Below are 17,588 nucleotides of genomic sequence, written 5' to 3'. Positions count from 1 at the left end.
GTGACTACGACTGGCACAACAGCGACAACGGATGTCGCATTCCCACCGGCCCGTACATGGTGGATCTTTGAACGATCTTTGCCGATCGCTCGGTCCGTCAGCCGACGACCGGTCATCGACCACCCGTTCCTCAGCGCGGCAGCCCGTCCAGCCACGCGCCGACGGCGTCGGTGATCACCGCGAGCGCGTCCTCCTGGGTGAGGTCCGCCTTCTTCGGGACCGCGAAGCCGTGGTCGCCGAAGGGCACGGCGACGGGCTCGGTGCCCGGCGGGAATTCCTCGGGCCGGCCGAAGGGATCACGGGCGCCCTGGACGACGAGCGTCGGCAGCCCGGCCCCCGTCAGCTCCTCGGCGCGGGACTTCTCCGGCTTGCCCGGCGGGTGCAGGGGGAAGCTCAGCGCGAGCACGGCGACGGATCCCAGCTCCGCGCCCGTGCGGCAGGCGACGCGGGCCCCGGCGCTCCGGCCGCCCGCCACGACCGGCACGCCCGGCGCGGCGAGCGCGGGCCACAGCGCGACCCAGGCCGCGTCGAGTGCCTTCGGGGCGGGTGCCACCTTCTTGCCCGCGACCCGCCAGGGCTGCTCGACGAGCGCGACGCCCACCCCCCGGCCGGGCAGCGCGGCGGCGAGCGCCCGCAGGTCACGGGCCTCGACGCCACCGCCCGCGCCGTGCCCGAGGGCGAGCGTGAACCGCGCCCCGGGCGCGGGGTACCAATGGATCCGGGCGTCCCCCGCCGGGGTCGGCACTGTCTCGACAGTCGCTTCGGCCACTGGGCCCTCCGTGGTCTCTTCCGTCACCGAGTCGATCGCCGAATCGGCCACCGGCCATCCTGCCGCCCGCCGCCGCGATCCCTCACGCGCCCCGGCCGCCTCTCGGAACGCCGCCTGTCAGAACAGCGTCGTCTCCTCCGGCGCCTCCAGCTCGGTGAGCAGCTCCGGCCCGTTGTTGCGGACGTCGCTGACCGCCGTCGCCACCGGGTAGGCCCGGACGAGACCGGCGGGCGGCGGTGCCAGCAGCGCGCGCAGTTCGGCGGGGTCGGTGCGGGCCGGGTCCAGCCACGCGTCCCACCGGTCCGGCGGCAGCACCAACGGCATCCTGGGGTGGATCTCCGCCAGTGAGCGCGGCCCGGCCCCGGCCGCCGGGCCGCCGTCCGCGAACGGCTCCGGCTCGGCCTCCGTCGTTATCACCGAGCACGTCACCCACCAGGCCCCCGGATGGTCACCGGGCAGCGCCGGGTCGCGCCAGAATTCGTACAGTCCCGCCAGGGCCATGACCGAACCGTCCGCCGGGGTGACGAAGTAGGGCTGCTTGCGGGACCTCTTCTTACGGCCCTTCTCCTCCAGCTCGCGCTCGGCGGCCCCGGTGACCCACTCGTAATAGCCGTCGGCCGGGAGCAGACAGCGCCGCGACGCGAAGGCCCGGCGGAAGGACGGCTTCTCGTGGACCGTCTCCGCCCGCGCGTTGATCATCTTCGCGGCGCCCTCCGGCGACTTCGCCCACGACGGCAACAGACCCCACCGCATCGCCCGCAGCTGCCGAACCGGACGCCGGTCCGCGGCGTCCTTCACAGGACGCTCGAGCACCGCGTGGACGCTCTTGGTCGGTGCCACGTTCCAGTCCGGAGCCAGAGTCTCCGTCGGTTCCCATTTCTCCACCCCGAAGAGCCCGACCAGATCCTCCGGCCGCCGGCTCGCCGCATATCGCCCGCACATGAGTGCCACACTGCCACGACGACCCGAGGAGCCGCGCACATATGGACAGCACGCACGCCACCGACCTGTGGGACCGCGTCGTCGGCACCCAGCCCGACCCGTCGATGTGGCTGGTGGTGTTCACCGCCGTCGTGGCGCTCGCGGCGGTCGTCCCCTACGGACTGTGGCGGGTGACGCGCAACGCCGTCACCATCGCCCACGAAGGCGGTCACGGGCTGGTGGCCCTGCTCAGCGGCCGCCGGCTGGACGGCATCCGGCTGCACTCGGACACCTCGGGCCTGACCGTCTCGCGCGGCAAGCCGACCGGCATCGGCATGATCCTGACCGCCGCCGCCGGCTACACCGCCCCCTCGCTGCTCGGCCTGCTCGGCGCCTGGCTGCTGGCCGCCGGGCACATCACGGCCCTGCTGTGGGGCGCGACCGTGCTGCTCGCCGCGATGCTGGTGATGATCCGCAACGCCTACGGCGTGCTGACCGTCGTCCTCGCCGGGGCGGCGTTCGTCCTCGTCTCCTGGCTGACCGGCCCGGCGGTCCAGGCGGCGTTCGCGTACGGAGTGGTGTGGTTCCTGCTGCTGGGCGGTGTCCGGCCGGCCTTCGAGCTCCAGCGCAAGCGGCGGCACGGCGGCGCCCCGGACTCCGACGCGGACCAGTTGGCGCGGCTCACGAACGTACCGCCGGTGATCTGGCTGGGCTTCTTCCACATCGTGTCGCTGTGCTCACTGACCGGCGGCGGGCGCTGGCTGCTCGGACTGTGACCCGAACGAGCCACTAAGGTAAAGGCATGACCGAGAGCCCCGCGCCCACCGATCTCTGGCCCGCCCCGACCGCGACCGGAGCAGTCGACGCGACCGTCACCGTGCCCGGCTCGAAGTCGGTCACCAACCGCGCCCTCGTACTGGCCGCCCTCGCCGCCGAGCCCGGCTGGGTCCGCCGGCCGCTGCGCTCGCGGGACACCCTGCTGATGGCCGAGGCGCTGCGCGCCATGGGCGTCGGCATCGAGGAGACGGTGTCCTCCGCCACCGCCGACTCCGAGGGCGAGGCATGGCGGGTGATTCCCGCCCGGCTGCGCGGCCCGGCCACCGTCGACGTCGGCAACGCCGGCACGGTCATGCGTTTCCTGCCGCCCGTCGCCGCCCTGGCCGACGGCCCGATCCGCTTCGACGGCGACCCGCGCAGCTACGAGCGCCCGCTGCACGGCGTGATCGACGCGCTGCGCTCCCTCGGCGCCCGCATCGACGACAACGAGCGCGGCGCGCTGCCGCTGACCGTGCACGGCGGCGGTGCCCTGGACGGCGGGCCGGTGGAGATCGACGCGTCCTCCTCGTCGCAGTTCGTGAGCGCGCTGCTGCTGTCCGGGCCGCGCTTCAACCAGGGGGTCGAGGTGCGCCACACCGGTGGTGTGCTGCCCTCGATGCCGCACATCCGGATGACCGTGGACATGCTGCGGATGGCCGGTGCCCAGGTCGACACCCCGGAGTCCGGCGGCGAGCCGGACGTCTGGCGGGTCTCCCCCAGCGCCCTGCTCGGCCGGGACATCGTCGTGGAGCCCGACCTGTCCAACGCGGCGCCGTTCCTGGCGGCCGCCCTGGTCACCGGCGGCAAGGTCACCATCCCCGACTGGCCCGAGCACACCACCCAGCCGGGCGACGCGCTGCGGGAGATCTTCACCGCCATGGGCGGCAGCTGCGAGCTGACCGAGGCCGGTCTGACCTTCACCGGCACCGGCCGGATCACCGGCATCGACGCCGATCTGCACGAGGTCGGCGAGCTGTCGCCGGTGATCGCGGCGGTCGCCGCCCTCGCCGACTCCGAGTCCGTGCTGCGCGGCATCGCCCATCTGCGGCTGCACGAGACCGACCGGCTCGCGGCCCTCGCCAAGGAGATCAACGAGCTGGGCGGTGACGTCACCGAGACCGAGGACGGCCTGCACATCCGCCCGCGCGCCCTGCACGGCGGTGTCTTCCACACCTACGAGGACCACCGGCTCGCCACCGCGGCCGCCGTCATCGGCCTGGCCGTCGAAGGCGTCCAGGTGGAGAACGTGGCCACCACCGCCAAAACCCTCCCCGACTTCCCGGCCCTGTGGACCGGCATGCTCGGGCCGGTCGCCGGGGCGGCCCCGGCAGGCAGAGTCTGAGAGAGCGGAAGAGCACCATGCGCCGCTACGGCAAGAACCCCGACGAGGACGACATCCGCGTCCGCCCCAACCGCAAGGGCAACCGTCCCCGCACCAACATCCGCCCCAAGCACGAGGACGCCTCCGAGGGCTTCGTCCTCACCGTCGACCGGGGCCGGCTGCACGTCCTCGTCGAGGACCGCACCATCATCGCGATGAAGGCCCGCGAACTGGGGCGCAAGGGTGCCGTGGTGGGCGACCGGGTCGCCGTGGTGGGCGACCTGAGCGGCGCCAAGGACACCCTGGCGCGGATCGTCCGGGTCGAGGCGCGCTCCTCCGTGCTGCGCCGTACGGCCGACGACGACGACCCCTACGAGCGGGTCGTCGTCGCCAACGCCGACCAGCTCGCGATCGTCACCGCCCTCGCCGACCCCGAGCCCCGGCCCCGGCTCATCGACCGCTGTCTGGTCGCGGCGTACGACGCGGGGCTGGAGCCGCTGCTCGTGCTGACCAAGTCGGACCTGGCTTCGCCCGACAAGCTCCTGGAGTCCTACGGGGCACTGGGCGTGCCGTACGTGGTGACCAGCCGTGCGGAGCTGGCCGAGGGAGCCGCCGCCGAGCGGGTCCGGGAGCGGCTGACGGACCGGGTCACCGCGTTCGTCGGACACTCGGGCGTCGGCAAGACCACCCTCGTCAACGCGCTCGTCGAGCGGCAGCGGGCCACCGGCCACGTCAACGCGGTCACCGGCCGCGGCCGCCACACGACGACCTCGGCGCTGGCCCTGCCCCTGCCGGGCGACACCGGCTGGGTGATCGACACCCCGGGCGTCCGCTCCTTCGGACTGCACCACGTGGACCCCTCGCGGGTCATCCTCGCCTTCCCCGATCTGGTGCCCGGCACGGAGGAATGCCCGCGCGCGTGCAGCCACGACGAACCGGACTGCGCCCTGGACCAGTGGGTGACGGACGGTCACGCCGACCCGCAGCGGCTCTACTCCCTGCGGCGGCTGCTCGCGACCCGGGAGCGGCGCGAAGGCGATTGATCGCCTACGTTTGCGAGTGACCGCCGGCGGCAAGGGCATGCTGAGCACCGGAGAGACGGCGCGGGTCGCGGATACGGGAGGCAATCTGATGGCGTGGCTGCTGGTCGTGGTCGCCGGACTGCTGGAGACCGGCTTCGCCGTCTGCCTCAAGCTCTCCCATGGCTTCACCCGGCTGTGGCCCACGATCGCCTTCGCCTGCTTCGCGCTCGGTAGCTTCGGCCTGCTGACGCTCTCGCTCAGACGCCTCGACGTGGGCCCGGCCTACGCCGTCTGGACGGGCATCGGCGCGGCCGGGACGGCGATCTACGGCATGATCTTCCTCGACGACCTGGTCTCCACCCTCAAGATCGTCTCGATCGCCTTCGTGATCGTGGGCGTCATCGGCCTCCAACTCTCCGGTTCGTCCCACTAGACCGCGCGTCGGGTGGAGGCCGGCCACAACAAGCCCGTCCGGCGATTGAGGACGCGCCCGCAGGGCGCTTTGCCGCCGCAGGCGGCACAACAGGCCCATCGGCCGAAGAACCGCCGCCCGGATCAACCGTGTGCGAGAAGCGCGCGGACGAGCCGCGCCACCTCGACCGCCACGGCCTCGTCGGAGTCGCCCGGGGCGAGCACGTAGGACAACGTCAGCCGGACCGCGGCCGCACACGCCCCCCGGACCGCGTCCGGATCGACAGCACCCCCGGGCGAGGCACCGGCCGGCACAGGGGCGGCCAACGCACCGGCAGCGACCCGGTCCCGGATCTGCCCCGCCATCGCCGTCGGCGTGGGCGCCCCCCGCAGCACCGGGGTCTCCGGGCGGGCGCGCTGCGCCGGGAAGGCGACGGGCACGGTGGCCGGGAGCCGCTCGTCGCGGCAACCGGTGAGCACCGCCCGCACCAGCGGGTTCGCCCGGGCCGTCCGCAGGGTCCACAGCGCCACGGCGGCGCAGTGGTCACCGGGGTCGGCGGCCCCACGGGTCACGGTGTCGGTGAGGGTGCGCTCCACCCCGGCGAGGAACGTCTCCGCCTCGCGGCGCACCAGGGCGCGTCCGAGGCCGTCCTTGCCGCCGAATTCGTTGTACAGCGTCTGCCGGGACACCCCGGCGGCGGCCGCGACGTCGACCATCCGGACCCCGTTCCAGGGCCGGGCTGCGAGCGCCACGAAAGCCGCGTCCAGCAAGAGTTCTCGTGCCGCGGGCATCGTCGCCTCCCCGGCCGTGCGGCCGCACGACGGTCTGGGCTCAGAATTGACGCACCGCCAGACGGTGTCAAGACCCGGGCGGGCCGCACGGGCCCGCGGGGCACCCCCGGGTACTGTGCAGTCATGTCCGACTACCACGATGATCTGCGCCTGGCCCACGTCCTCGCGGACGCCGCCGACGCGGCGACCATGGACCGGTTCAAGGCCCTCGACCTCAAGGTCGAGACCAAACCGGACATGACTCCGGTGAGCGAGGCGGACAAGGCCGCCGAGGAGCTGATCCGCGGCCATCTGCAGCGGGCCCGGCCTCGGGACGCCGTGCTGGGCGAGGAGTTCGGGGCCGAGGGCGCGGGGCCGCGCCGGTGGGTGATCGACCCCATCGACGGGACCAAGAACTATGTCCGCGGGGTGCCGGTCTGGGCCACGCTGATCTCGCTGATGGCGCAGGTCGAGGGCGGCTTCGAGCCGGTCGTGGGCGTGGTGTCGGCGCCGGCGCTGGGCCGCCGCTGGTGGGCGGCGAAGGACTCGGGGGCCTTCACCGGCCGCAGCCTGCTGTCGGCGACGCGGCTGCAGGCCTCGCGGGTGGGCCGGATCGAGGACGCGTCGTTCGCGTACTCCTCGCTGTCGGGCTGGGAGGAGCGCGGCATGCTGCCGGGCTTCCTGGACCTGTCGCGCGACTGCTGGCGGACGCGCGGCTACGGCGACTTCTGGCCGTACATGATGGTCGCCGAGGGGTCGGTGGACATGTGCGCGGAGCCGGAGCTGTCGCTGTGGGACATGGCGGCGAACGTCGTCATCGTCGAGGAGGCGGGCGGCCGCTTCACCGGTCTGGACGGGCGTCCCGGCCCGCACAGCGGCAACGCCGCCGCGTCGAACGGGCTGCTCCACGACGAGCTGCTGGGCTATTTCAGCAAGTAGGGCTCGCCGCCGGGAGCCGTTCGCCGTCAGGACGCGCTCCCGGCCGAACCGGTCCGAGTTCACCACGCTCCTGGTTCAGACCGCTCCTGGGTTCAAACACGGCCGTCGAAGCGCGCGGGCCGAAAATCCCACTCCCGCACGCCCCCTTGTTGTGCCCGCACGAGCATGTGACGATGACAGCCCCAAGCTTGTGAACTTGTGAATCCTTTCTCGGACTCACAGTCCGCCAAGGAGGTGGCTCCGACCATGCTCGTCAGCGACGCCATGAGCACGGTGGTCCTCACCATCGGCCCCGCCCACACCCTCAGGCAGGCCGCGCGGATGATGTCCGCGCGGCGCATCGGGGCGGCGGTCGTCCTCGATCCGGACACCAGCGGGATCGGCATCCTCACCGAGCGCGACATCCTCAACTCGGTCGGCGCCGGCCAGGACCCGGACCGGGAGACCGCGCAGGGCCATACGACGACGGACGTCGTCTTCGCGGCCCCGGACTGGACGCTGGAGGAGGCAGGGGCCGCCATGGCGCACGGCGGCTTCCGGCATCTGATCGTCCTCGACGGCCACGAGCCCGTGGGCGTCGTGTCGGTCCGCGACATCATCCGCCGCTGGGCGCCCGAGCGGGCCGGGCGCCCCCAGACCGGCGTACTGGCGGGCTGAGCGCGTCACGGCCTCCGGGGAGAGCCGGAGGGAGAAAAGCCGGAGGGACCGGAGCCCATTGGCGTCCGGTCCCTCCGGTGGATACGGCAAGCGACTGGTCGGGACAGTCCTGCGGCGGCCGGGCCGCCGCAGGACTCAGCCGCGCAGGGCCTGGACCGCGGCTTCCAGCCGCTTGCCGTAGTCGGGGTCCGCCTGGCGGAAGTTGTCGATCGCGCGCTCGGCGATGTCGTCGCGCGACACCTTGGCGATGAAGCCGGCGAGGTTCTCGATCAGCCGGCCCTTCTCCTCCTCCGACATCAGCCGGTAGAGGTTGCCCGCCTGGACGAAGTCGTTGTCCTCGGCGTGCGAGGGGGCGTCGGTGCTGCCGGTGTATCCGGTGACCTCGATGGGCTGCCACAGCGCCCGGCCGGTCTGCTGCGGCCCGCCGAAGCTGTTGGGCTCGTAGTTCTTGGCGCGGCCGTGCCGGCCGTCGTAGGCGTAGCCGTCACGGCTGTTCGTCCGGGCCTCGGTGGCGTGCGGGCGGTTCACCGGCAGGTGGTCGGCGTTGATGCCGACGCGGTAGCGGTGGGCGTCGCCGTAGGCGAACAGGCGGCCCTGGAGCATCTTGTCCGGGGACGGGCCGATGCCCGGCACGAAGTGCGCCGGAGAGAAGATCGACTGCTCGACCTCCGCGAAGATGTTCTCCGGGTTGCGGTTGAGCTCCAGCTTGCCGATCTCGATCGGCGGGTAGTCCGCGTGCGGCCACACCTTGGTGAGGTCGAACGGGTTGAAGCGGTAGGTCGCCGCGTCGGCCGCCGGCATGATCTGCACCTGCACGGTCCAGCTCGGGAAGTCCCCGCGCTCGATGGACTCGCGCAGATCCCGCTGGTGGCTGTCGGGGTCCATGCCGGAGAGCTGATTGGCCTCCGCGGTGGTGAGGTTCTTGATCCCCTGGTCGGTCTTGAAGTGGTACTTGACCCAGAAGACCTCGCCGGCCTCGTTGTTCCACTGGTAGGTGTGCGAGCCGTAGCCGTTCATGTGGCGCAGCGTGGCCGGGATGCCGCGGTCACCGAAGAGCCAGGTCACCTGGTGCGTGGACTCCGGCGACAGGCCCCAGAAGTCCCAGACGTTGTCCGCCTCCTGCGAGCCGGTGTACGGGTCGCGCTTCTGGGTGTGGATGAAGTCGGGGAACTTGATGGCGTCCTTGATGAAGAACACCGGGGTGTTGTTGCCGACGAGGTCGTAGTTTCCCTCTTCGGTGTAGAACTTCAGCGCGAAACCGCGGGGGTCGCGCACCGCGTCGGCCGAACCGAGGTTGCCCGCGACGGTGGAGAAGCGCAGGAACGTCTCGGTCTGCTTGCCCACCTCGGACAGGAACTTGGCCCGGGTGTACGGGGTGACGTCCGCCGTCACGGTGAAGGTGCCGTACGCCCCGGCGCCCCGGGCGTGCACGACGCGCTCCGGGATCCGCTCGCGGTTGAAGTGCGCGAGCTTCTCCATCAGCGACTGGTCCTGCACCAGGACGGGGCCGCCGAGGCCCGCGGACTCGCTGTTCTGGTTGTCCGCGACCGGAGCTCCGGACTCCGTGGTCAGCGGACCCGTTCCCGATATGGCCTCGCCCTGAACCGACACGTGCGCCTCCGTTTTTTCGTCCCTGTCACCGGACCCCTGCGCCCCCTGATCCGGAGGCCCGAGCCGAACTCGATCCTACATTGGACTTTGTCTAAGTCAAGATGGATCAGAGATGAATACGCAATCCATGGGTGGACAGGTCCCGCTGCTACGCTGGTCCTATCTGACTGATAGGTGATGGCATGAGTGACCTGCTGGAACGACTCCGGGGACGCGGCTGGCGGCTGACCGCGCAGCGACGCGTCGTCGCCGAGGTCCTCGACGGGGACCACGTGCACTACACCGCCGACGAGGTGCACGCCAAGGCCACCGATCTGCTGCCCGAGATCTCGCGCGCGACGGTGTACAACACGCTCGGCGAGCTGGTGTCCCTGGGCGAGATCCTCGAAGTGAGCACGGACGGGCGCGCCAAGCGCTACGACCCGAACGCGCACCACGCGCACCAGCACCTGGTGTGCTCGCGGTGCGGCACGATCCGCGACGTCCACCCCTCCGGGGACCTGCTCGCCGACCTCCCGGCGCACGAGCGCTTCGGCTTCCAGGTCTCGGCGGTCGAGGTGACCTACCGCGGCATCTGCCCGAACTGCTCGACGGCGTGATCCCCCCTCCGGGGGGGGGCGGCCCCGGGGGCGGGGTACGACGAAGGCCCGGATCCTTGGAAGGATCCGGGCCTTGTCTTCGAGTAGCGGGGACAGGATTTGAACCTGCGACCTCTGGGTTATGAGCCCAGCGAGCTACCGAGCTGCTCCACCCCGCGTCGTTGACCCAACTGTAACCCGCCGACGGCGCTGCGGGCAAACGCGTAAGCGAACGGCCTCCGGCCTGGTCAGGAGCCCCGCGGCCCGGGGGCGGGCCGTCCGTGCCGCCTTTCGCCGGACCGGCGGTCTTTCGGCTGCGGGCCGTCCTCTTGCCGCCTGCGGCGGCGGGCGCCCTGCGGGCGCGTCCTCAATCGCCGGACGGGCTTGAGATGGCTGGCCCCCAGCTGAAACCAGCCCATGCGGACTGATGTGGCAGCCCCAGCCAAACGGCCCGGACGGGTTTGATGGCTGGCCTCAGCCCAATCAAGCCCGTCCGGCGATTGAGGACACCCCACGCCAAGCCCGTCCGGCGGTTGAGGACAGGACACCCCCAGCCCGTCCGGCGGCGCTAAGGGCAGCGGTGCGGGCGGCGGAAGGCCCGCTACGCCGAGAGTTCCTGCTGCAGCGCATCGCGCAGGCGCGCCGCGCGTTCGGCTACCTCCGCCGGGCCGAGTTCGACGGCGCGGGCGCACCAGTGCTGGCCCTCGGCCAGGTTGCCGCGCCGGGCCGCCAGCAGGGCGAGCCGGAGTGCGGCCCGGCCGTGGCCGGCCTGGGCGGCCCTGGCCCACCACAGAGCCGCCTCCGGCTCGCTGCCCTCGCGCGCGAGCAGCAGCCCGAGGTTGAAGGCGCCGTTACGGCTGCCGGCCTCGGCGGCCTGGCGGTACCAGTGCGCGGCCTCGACCACGTCGCCGCGCGCCGCGACGAGCATGCCGAGCCGCACCTGGGCCCGCCGGTGGCCCTGCCGGGCGGCGTGCTCGTACCACTTCTCGCACTCCTCCCACGTGTCGTCGTCGCGGTCGAGCAGCGCGCCCAGCCGGAAGGCGGCCTCGGCGCTGCCGCCGCGCACGGCGACCCGCAGATGACGCTCGGCCTCCTCGTCCTCACCGTCCCGCAGCAGGACCATGGCGACCTGGAGGGCCGCGTCGGTGTGGCCGGCGGCCGCGGCGCGCTCGTACCACTCGAAGGCCGACCGCTCCTCGTCCCGCCCGGCGTAGAGGATGCCCAGGTTGAACGCGGCGTCGACGCTGCCCGCCTCGGCGGCCTTGGAGAACCAGGGTTCGGCCCCGGCGGAGTCGCCGCCCTGCAGCAGCAGCACGGCCAGCGCGTTCGCGGCCTCCTGGTGGCCGGCGTAGGCGGCGCGGCGGTACCACTGCTCGGCCTGCGCGGTGCGTCCCTGCTCGGCGCAGAGCAGCCCGAGGTTGTACGCGCCGTTGACGTCACCGGCGTCGAGCGCGGCCCGGTACCAGCGCTCGGCCTGCTGCGATTCGCCGCGGTCGGCGTGCAGCGCGCCCAGTGCGTTGGCCGCGTTGCCGTCGCCGTCCTGGGCGGCACGGCGCCACCAGATCGCGGCGCTCTCCATGTCACCGGCGTCGCGCAGCAGGAAGCCGAGGGCGCACGCGGCGCGCGACTCCCCGTCCTTGGCGGACGTCAGGTACCAGCGCCCGGCCTCCTGGATCTCGCCGCGCGCCTCCAGCAGGGTGCCCAGGTGCAGGGCGGCGCGCCGGTGGCCGCGGGCGGCGGCCTGGCGGTACCACTGCTCGGCCTCGCCGGCTGCGCCCTCGTCACGGCGGCCCGCCGCCGCGGCCCGCAGATCACGGACCGAGGTGTCGACGCCGCCGGCGGAGGCGTAGCGGGTGCCGGTGGAGGGGCCGAGGCCCCCGGGGCCGTCAGCGAGCCCGGCCAGCCCGCCGAGACCACCGGGGCCCGTGCCGCGGCGCGGCGCCCGGCCGTCGAGAATGCGCGCGAGACGGTACGCGGCCTCGCGGTGCCCGCGCTCGGCGGCGGACCGGAACCAGCGCTCCGCGCCCACGTCGCTGCGGTGCTCCAGCAGATCCGCGAGGGCGTACGCGCCGAGGGCGTGCCCGGACTCGGCGGACTGCCGCAGCCAGTACTCGGCGGCGGGCTCGTCGCCGCGCTCGCGGTGGTAGCGGCCGAGGGCGTGGGCCGCGGCGGCGGAACCGGCGACGGCGGCGACGCGCCACCAGGAGGCGGCCTCGTCGGCGTAACCGCGCTGGTGCAGCAGTACGCCCAGGTTGTTGGCGGCGGACCGGTCGCCGGCGGCGGTCGCGGCCCTCAGATGACGCTCGGCACCGTCCAGGTCGCCCCGGCGCAGCAGCAGCGCGCCGAGCATGCTGAGGGCGGCGGGATCACCGGACTCCTCGGCCCGGCGCCGGGCGGTTTCGAGTTCGAGGTCGGCCGCCTCGGCGGCGAGGTCGCCCGCGTCGGCGCTCTCGCCGGGGCCGGTCGTCTCCGAGCCGAGCACCTGCGGTACCTGATCGCTCCCGTCACCGGGAGCCTCCACAAGCCGACGTGTCCCCAACAACCTCGTCCTGTCCCCCATAAGACCCATCGTCGCACCACCCGCAACCCGCGTACACCTGGTATACCGCAGCCGATGAGGTCACTTGAGCGTTTTGTCGACTTCCCGACTTCCCGACACGGCCGTGGTGCAAACTCTATTCAGAAGCCCCGCACACAACCCCCACAGGCCACGGCGCGCCGGGGTACGGGTCACCGAATTTTCGGGACACCCCGCCCCGGACACACGACAAGGCCCGGAGTCCGAGGACTCCGGGCCTTGTCTTTAAGTAGCGGGGACAGGATTTGAACCTGCGACCTCTGGGTTATGAGCCCAGCGAGCTACCGAGCTGCTCCACCCCGCGCCGTTGTGAAACAACCGTACCACGGCGCGGGGTGGGGCCTTACCGGGCCGCTCAGCTCCCCGGCTTGGCGGCCTTCTCGGCGGCCTTCGCCTCGGCCTTGGCGGCCCGGTCCAGGGCCTCCTTCAAGCTCTGCTGGGCCTTGCCGTAGGCCGTCCAGTCCTTGTCGTCGAGCGCCTTCTGGCTCGCGTCGAAGGCGTCCTGGGCGTCCTTCAGGGCCTGCTTGACCGTGGGGTCCTGGGACGGCGGCTTCGTGGGAGTGTCCCCCGGCGGCTTCGTCGGGGTCTCGGGGCTCCTGACCCCGAAGACCACGTCCAGCGCCTTGGTGAGGTCGTCCTCGAAGGCGGTCTTCTCCCCGTAGGTCACCAGCACCTTCTTGAGCCGGGGGAAGTTCGTGCCGGCACCGCGCACATAGACCGGCTCGACGTAGAGCAACCCGCCGTCGAGCGGCACGGTCAGCAGATTGCCGTACTCGATCTCGGAGTCCCCGCGTTTCAAGATATTGATCTTGTTGGCGATCTCGGGGTCACCGTTGAACTTGCTCTGCACCTGCTGGGGGCCCGACACCGTGGTCTCGGACGGCAGTTTGAGGATTCTGATCTTGCCGTACTCGGGACTCTTGGCGTCGGCGTCGACGGCCATGAAGGCGCCGAGGTTCTCGCGGCTCTTCGGCGTCAGCGTCGTCGTCAGCGAGAACGCCTGCTCCCGCTGGTCCGGCATCTTCATGCTGAGGTAGTACGGCGGCACCGCGTTCTTCGACTTGGTGGTCGGGTCGTTCGGCACCTCCCAGCGCTCGCTGCCGGTGTAGAACGTGCCCGGGTTGGTGACGTGGTAGCGGGTGAGCAGCTCACGCTGGACCTTGAAGAGGTCCTGCGGGTAGCGCATGTGGTCCATCAGGTCCGAGCTGATCTGGCTCTTGGCCTTCACCGTTCCCGGGAACGCCTTCATCCAGGTCTTGAGCACCGGGTCCTCGGTGTCCCACTGGTACAGCTTCACCGTGCCGTCGTAGGCGTCCACGGTCGCCTTCACCGAGTTGCGGATGTAGTTGACCTGGTTCTGCTGGGCCACCACCGCCCGCTGTCCGGTCGTCAGCGAGTCCGCCGTCGTGTCACCGAGGGTCGTACGGGACGCGTACGGGTAGCCGTTGGTCGTGGTGTAGGCGTCCACGATCCACTGGATGCGCCCGCCGACGACCGCCGGATAGGCGTCGCCGTCGATGGTCAGCCATGGGGCGACCGCCTCGACGCGCTCCTTGGGCGTGCGGTTGTACAGGATCCGCGAACCCTCGCCGATGGCGCCCGCGTAGAGGATCTGCGGCTCGCCGAAGGCCACCGCGTAGGCGGCCCGGTTGATCGGGTTCGAGAGGTTCACCCCGCTCTTGCCCTGGTAGCTGTAGCTCTTCTCGCCCTTGTCGCCGGAGTAGTCCAGCTCCTTCTGCGGCCCGCCGACGATCGAGTACTGCGTCGTCTTCTCGCCGTAGTACACCCGCTGCTCGTACGAGCCGAGCTTGCCGGTGGTCGGCAGGTTCTTCTCGGTGAAGTCCGGGTCGCCCTCACCGACGGTGGCGGTGCCCTTCGCGGTGATGGCGCCGTAGCCGTGGGTGTACTTGAAGTGGTCGTTGATCCAATTGCGCTCGGGGATGCCGTTGATGTTCAGCTCGCGCAGACCGACGACCGTGTCCGTCTCCTTGCCGTCCACCTTGTAGCGGTCGACGTCCAGGGTGGACGGGAACTGGTAGTACCCGCGGACCTGCTGGAGTTGCTGGAACGTGGGCGAGACGATGTTCGGGTCGAGCATCCGCAGACTGGCGGTCGAGTCGGCCGCGTCGCGCAGCTTCTGCTTGTCCTTGTCCTTGAGGTCGCTGGTGCCCGCGTAGTCCTTCACCTGCGAGCCGTCGATGCCGTAGGCCTCGCGCGTCGCGGTGATGTTCTTCTTGATGTACGGGGCTTCCTTGGCCTGCTCGTTCGGCTGGACCTGGAACTTCTGCACGATCGCCGGGTAGAGCCCGCCGATCAGGACCGCCGAGAGCACCATCAGGCCGAAGCCGATGACCGGCAGCTGCCAGGTTCGCCGCCAGAGCGTCGCGAAGAACAGCACGGCGCAGATCAGCGCGATGATGAACAGGATCGTCTTGGCCGGCAGGAAGGCGTTGGCGTCGACGTACCGCAGACCGGTCCAGCCCTCGGTGGACTTCAGCCCGCTGGACTTCACCGCCAGGCTGTACCGGTCGAGCCAGTAGGCGACGGCCTTGAGCGTGACGAAGACGCCGAGCAGCACCGACAGGTGGCCGGTGGCCGCGGCGGTGGCCCGCGCGCCCGGGCTGGTGGGCCGCAGACCGTTGTAGAGGTAGTGCACCAGGGTCGCGGCGATCAGCGACAGGACCGTGGCCGCGAAGCCGAAGCTCAGCAGGAAGCGGTACCAGGGCAGATCGAACGTGTAGAACGCGATGTCCTTGTGGAACTGCGGGTCCGTCTTGCCGAAGGGCACGGCGTTGACCCACTGGAGCCAGGTGCGCCACTGGCCGGCCGCGGACGCGCCGGCGACGAGGCCGACGAGCGAGGCGATGGCGAGCAGCACCCACTTCTTGTAGGGCGCGATGCTCATCCGGTAGCGGTCGAGGCTCTCCTGCTCCCCCGACATCGCGCTCAGCGGCGGCCGCAGCCGGTGCGCCAGCCAGATGTTGAATCCCACCGCGAGGGCCATCAGCAGTCCGAAGACCGCGAACAGGCCGATCTTGGTGCCCAGGGTGGTGGTGAAGACGGACGAGTAGTGCACGGAGCGGTACCAGAGCCATTGCGTCCAATACCCCGCGAACATGACGAAGAGCATGGCCAGCACGGCCAGCACGCCCAGGGTCATGAGCAGGGTCCGGACACGCCGGGACGGGCGGCCGACTCTCATCCGTGGCCTCGTCGGGCCTCCGCCGCGGTCCGGCATCTGGAAAGCCAAGGTGCGCACCTCGAAGTTCGCTGTCGATGAAGCTGTCGATCAGGCCCAGCGATAGTAGGACCCAGTGTGGCAACTTACCGAGGCTTTACTCAGTTCCCGTTTTTGGTCACTCTCAGGGCACGATTGTGACCATGTCCAGCTTTCCCAGCTTCCCCAGCCCTTCCGAACCCGGCACCCCGATGGCCGCCAGCCCGCTGACCCGAGCCGTGCTCGAAATCGACGAGTACGCCTCCGGCCTCGGCTGGGACCAGCCCGCCCGTCTCTTCGCCCTGGTCGACACCGCGAAACTGCGCGCCCAAGAGCCCGGCCTGGCCGCCCAGCTCGGCCTCGACGAAACGCCCGGCAACGCCGGTTCCTACACCCCGATCGAGCAGGACGAGCTGCCGCGCGGCACCGCCCTCGACAAATTCCTCGGCACCATCGCCTGGCCCGACGCGGTGGTCGGCTGCGCCCTGACCGTGGAGCGGCTGATGCTGCCGCCGTCCGCCGAGGGGACCGTGCCCAACGGGATGAACGAGAAGCAGCTCGCCAAGTGGGTCGCGGCGCACCCGGACCGGCAGGAGGTCCGGATGACCGTCGCGGTGCTGCGTGACGGGGCGCGCGAGTCGGCGCTGCGGCTGCGAGAGAAGGACTCGCCGAACGAGGTGCTGACCGGGGCCGACCTCGTCCCCGGCCTGGCCGAGGCCCTCGCGGCCACGTTCGAGGGCTGACGCCCGCCCACGTCCGGACGGGCCGGATCGGCTGAGCCCAGCCGGCCGGCCCGTCCGGCTGTTACGGACACCGCCGGGCAGGCCTCAGCGGCCCGTCGAACAGCTCGGCAGGCCCGCCGCGTCGCCCTCGCGGATCTTCTCCAGGGCCTTCCTCGCGTCACCTATGGTGTCGACCTTGACGAGCGTGAGGCCCTTGGGTGTGTCCTTGGCGGCCGCCGCGCAATTGTCCTTGGGCGTGAGGAAGAACCGGGCGCCCTTGGCGCGGGCGGCGACCGTCTTCATCTCGATCCCGCCGATCGGTCCGACCTTGCCGTTGTCGTCGATCGTGCCCGTACCGGCGATGAACTTCCCGCCGGTGAGGTCCTCGGGGGTGAGTTTGTCGACTATCCCGAGGGCGAACATCAGCCCGGCGCTCGGCCCGCCGACGTCCGTCAGCTTGATGTTGATCGAGAACGGGAAGGTGTGGTCCAGCCCGGCCTGGATGCCGACCACGGCCCGCTTGTCGGGCGCCTTGCCCGTGACGAGGGTGACCGTCTGCTCCTGCCTCGGTGCCCGCTTCTCCTTCTCCGCCGCGGCCGCCTCCCTGGCCGGGACGACCCGGAAGGAGACCTGCTGGCCGGGCCGGTGCCGGGTGACCAGCTTGGCCACGTCACCGGGCTGCTTGATCTCCGTACCGTCGACGGCCTTGATCACATCGCCCGCGTGCAGGGTGCCCTCGGCCGGGCTGCCCTTGACGACCGACGCCACGACGACGCGCGTGCCGACCGGGATCTTCAGCTCCTTGAGCGCCGCGACCTTGGCGCTCTCCTGGGACTGGCTGAACTCCTCGGCGGTCTCCTGGTTCAGCTGGTCCGGAGTCTTGTCGTCCGGGTAGAGCGTGCTGTGCGGGACCACCAGATTGTCGTGCGCGAGCCAGCCGTAGACCGCTTCGAACAGATTCATCCGGTACTGCGAGCCGGTGACGCGGACCGTCGTCATATTGAGATGGCCGCTGGTCGGGTACGTCTTGCGGCCGGAGATCTGGAGCACCGGCTCCCCGTCGTGCTCGCCGAGGGTGTTGTACGTCGGCCCCGGCGACATCTCCGCGTAGGGCACGGGGATCAGCACGCCTGCGCAGAGCAGCGCGATCAGCATCAAGAGGGAGGCGAGCATCGTCGCGGTGCGGCGGGGCATGGAACGACAGTACGGGACGGGTCCGACAGTCCACCCCCGGGGCGGTCCGTACGGGGCAGGG

15 protein-coding genes and 2 tRNA genes are annotated in these 17,588 nt (G+C 71.4%); 8 read left to right on the top strand and 9 right to left on the bottom strand.

Going from position 1 to position 17,588, the window contains the following annotated elements; all coding sequences use genetic code 11:
• Nucleotides 1-130: 130 nt before the first annotated feature.
• Together ACZ6MA_RS15475 and ACZ6MA_RS15470 are read right to left on the bottom strand one after the other, a co-directional pair.
• Nucleotides 131-769 carry an alpha/beta hydrolase family protein gene (locus ACZ6MA_RS15475; RefSeq protein WP_469434032.1) on the bottom strand — a complete coding sequence of 213 codons (639 nt, stop codon included), beginning with the start codon at nt 767-769 and terminating at the stop codon, nt 131-133.
• Between the two features lie 117 nt (nt 770-886).
• On the bottom strand, nt 887-1,711 hold the full coding sequence (locus ACZ6MA_RS15470) for an SOS response-associated peptidase (protein WP_469434031.1): 825 nt from the start codon (nt 1,709-1,711) through the stop codon (nt 887-889).
• 41 nt (nt 1,712-1,752) lie between these two features.
• Here ACZ6MA_RS15470 and ACZ6MA_RS15465 point away from each other — a divergent pair, with 41 nt between their 5' ends.
• The 4 genes from ACZ6MA_RS15465 (at nt 1,753) to ACZ6MA_RS15450 (ending at nt 5,282) form a co-directional block, all read left to right on the top strand.
• Nucleotides 1,753-2,466 carry a M50 family metallopeptidase gene (locus ACZ6MA_RS15465; protein WP_469434030.1) on the top strand — a complete coding sequence of 238 codons (714 nt, stop codon included), beginning with the start codon at nt 1,753-1,755 and terminating at the stop codon, nt 2,464-2,466.
• 26 nt (nt 2,467-2,492) lie between these two features.
• The gene (gene aroA / locus ACZ6MA_RS15460) at nt 2,493-3,848 is read left to right on the top strand and encodes a 3-phosphoshikimate 1-carboxyvinyltransferase (RefSeq protein WP_469434028.1); all 1,356 of its coding nucleotides are present in this window, start codon (nt 2,493-2,495) and stop codon (nt 3,846-3,848) included.
• 17 nt (nt 3,849-3,865) lie between these two features.
• Nucleotides 3,866-4,870, top strand: a complete 1,005-nt coding sequence (gene rsgA / locus ACZ6MA_RS15455; RefSeq protein WP_469434026.1) for a ribosome small subunit-dependent GTPase A — start codon at nt 3,866-3,868, stop codon at nt 4,868-4,870.
• An 88-nt stretch (nt 4,871-4,958) separates the two neighbouring features.
• Nucleotides 4,959-5,282 carry a DMT family transporter gene (locus ACZ6MA_RS15450; RefSeq protein ID WP_469434134.1) on the top strand — a complete coding sequence of 108 codons (324 nt, stop codon included), beginning with the start codon at nt 4,959-4,961 and terminating at the stop codon, nt 5,280-5,282.
• Between the two features lie 122 nt (nt 5,283-5,404).
• Here the strand turns inward: ACZ6MA_RS15450 and ACZ6MA_RS15445 are convergent, their stop codons facing one another.
• Complete coding sequence (locus ACZ6MA_RS15445) at nt 5,405-6,052, bottom strand: TetR/AcrR family transcriptional regulator (RefSeq protein ID WP_469434025.1); 648 nt, start codon at nt 6,050-6,052, stop codon at nt 5,405-5,407.
• 123 nt (nt 6,053-6,175) lie between these two features.
• On the opposite strand from ACZ6MA_RS15445, the gene hisN reads away from it, so the two are divergent.
• Nucleotides 6,176-6,970 carry a histidinol-phosphatase gene (hisN, locus tag ACZ6MA_RS15440; protein ID WP_469434023.1) on the top strand — a complete coding sequence of 265 codons (795 nt, stop codon included), beginning with the start codon at nt 6,176-6,178 and terminating at the stop codon, nt 6,968-6,970.
• Between the two features lie 246 nt (nt 6,971-7,216).
• Nucleotides 7,217-7,627 carry a CBS domain-containing protein gene (locus ACZ6MA_RS15435; protein ID WP_469434021.1) on the top strand — a complete coding sequence of 137 codons (411 nt, stop codon included), beginning with the start codon at nt 7,217-7,219 and terminating at the stop codon, nt 7,625-7,627.
• Nucleotides 7,628-7,762: 135 nt separating this feature from the next.
• Here the strand turns inward: ACZ6MA_RS15435 and ACZ6MA_RS15430 are convergent, their stop codons facing one another.
• Entirely contained in the window at nt 7,763-9,238 is a 1,476-nt protein-coding gene (locus tag ACZ6MA_RS15430; RefSeq protein WP_469434019.1) for a catalase, read from the bottom strand.
• A 182-nt stretch (nt 9,239-9,420) separates the two neighbouring features.
• Here ACZ6MA_RS15430 and ACZ6MA_RS15425 point away from each other — a divergent pair, with 182 nt between their 5' ends.
• Nucleotides 9,421-9,837, top strand: a complete 417-nt coding sequence (locus ACZ6MA_RS15425) for a Fur family transcriptional regulator (protein ID WP_184732813.1) — start codon at nt 9,421-9,423, stop codon at nt 9,835-9,837.
• A gap of 84 nt (nt 9,838-9,921) precedes the next feature.
• On the opposite strand, the gene ACZ6MA_RS15420 is transcribed toward ACZ6MA_RS15425, so the two are convergent.
• The 4 genes from ACZ6MA_RS15420 to ACZ6MA_RS15405 all read right to left on the bottom strand — a co-directional run bounded on the left by ACZ6MA_RS15420 (nt 9,922) and on the right by ACZ6MA_RS15405 (nt 15,632).
• Nucleotides 9,922-9,995 (bottom strand) — tRNA-Met (locus ACZ6MA_RS15420).
• A 422-nt stretch (nt 9,996-10,417) separates the two neighbouring features.
• Nucleotides 10,418-12,385, bottom strand: a complete 1,968-nt coding sequence (locus ACZ6MA_RS15415; protein WP_469434017.1) for a tetratricopeptide repeat protein — start codon at nt 12,383-12,385, stop codon at nt 10,418-10,420.
• 239 nt (nt 12,386-12,624) lie between these two features.
• Nucleotides 12,625-12,698 (bottom strand) — tRNA-Met (locus ACZ6MA_RS15410).
• A 51-nt stretch (nt 12,699-12,749) separates the two neighbouring features.
• The gene (locus tag ACZ6MA_RS15405) at nt 12,750-15,632 is read right to left on the bottom strand and encodes a UPF0182 family membrane protein (protein WP_469434133.1); all 2,883 of its coding nucleotides are present in this window, start codon (nt 15,630-15,632) and stop codon (nt 12,750-12,752) included.
• Nucleotides 15,633-15,775: 143 nt separating this feature from the next.
• Here ACZ6MA_RS15405 and ACZ6MA_RS15400 point away from each other — a divergent pair, with 143 nt between their 5' ends.
• Nucleotides 15,776-16,354: a PPA1309 family protein gene (locus ACZ6MA_RS15400; protein WP_469434015.1), complete on the top strand. Its 579-nt coding sequence runs from the start codon at nt 15,776-15,778 to the stop codon at nt 16,352-16,354.
• A gap of 84 nt (nt 16,355-16,438) precedes the next feature.
• On the opposite strand, the gene ACZ6MA_RS15395 is transcribed toward ACZ6MA_RS15400, so the two are convergent.
• Nucleotides 16,439-17,527 (bottom strand): YlbL family protein, encoded by a 1,089-nt coding sequence (locus ACZ6MA_RS15395; protein WP_469434014.1) that lies wholly within the window; start codon nt 17,525-17,527, stop codon nt 16,439-16,441.
• Nucleotides 17,528-17,588 lie beyond the last annotated feature (61 nt).

It is taken from the genome of Streptomyces sp. NPDC042259 (genome assembly GCF_055582085.1).
Note: the sequence above shows the minus strand (reverse complement) of the source record. Positions and strands in the feature narration are given on the sequence as shown.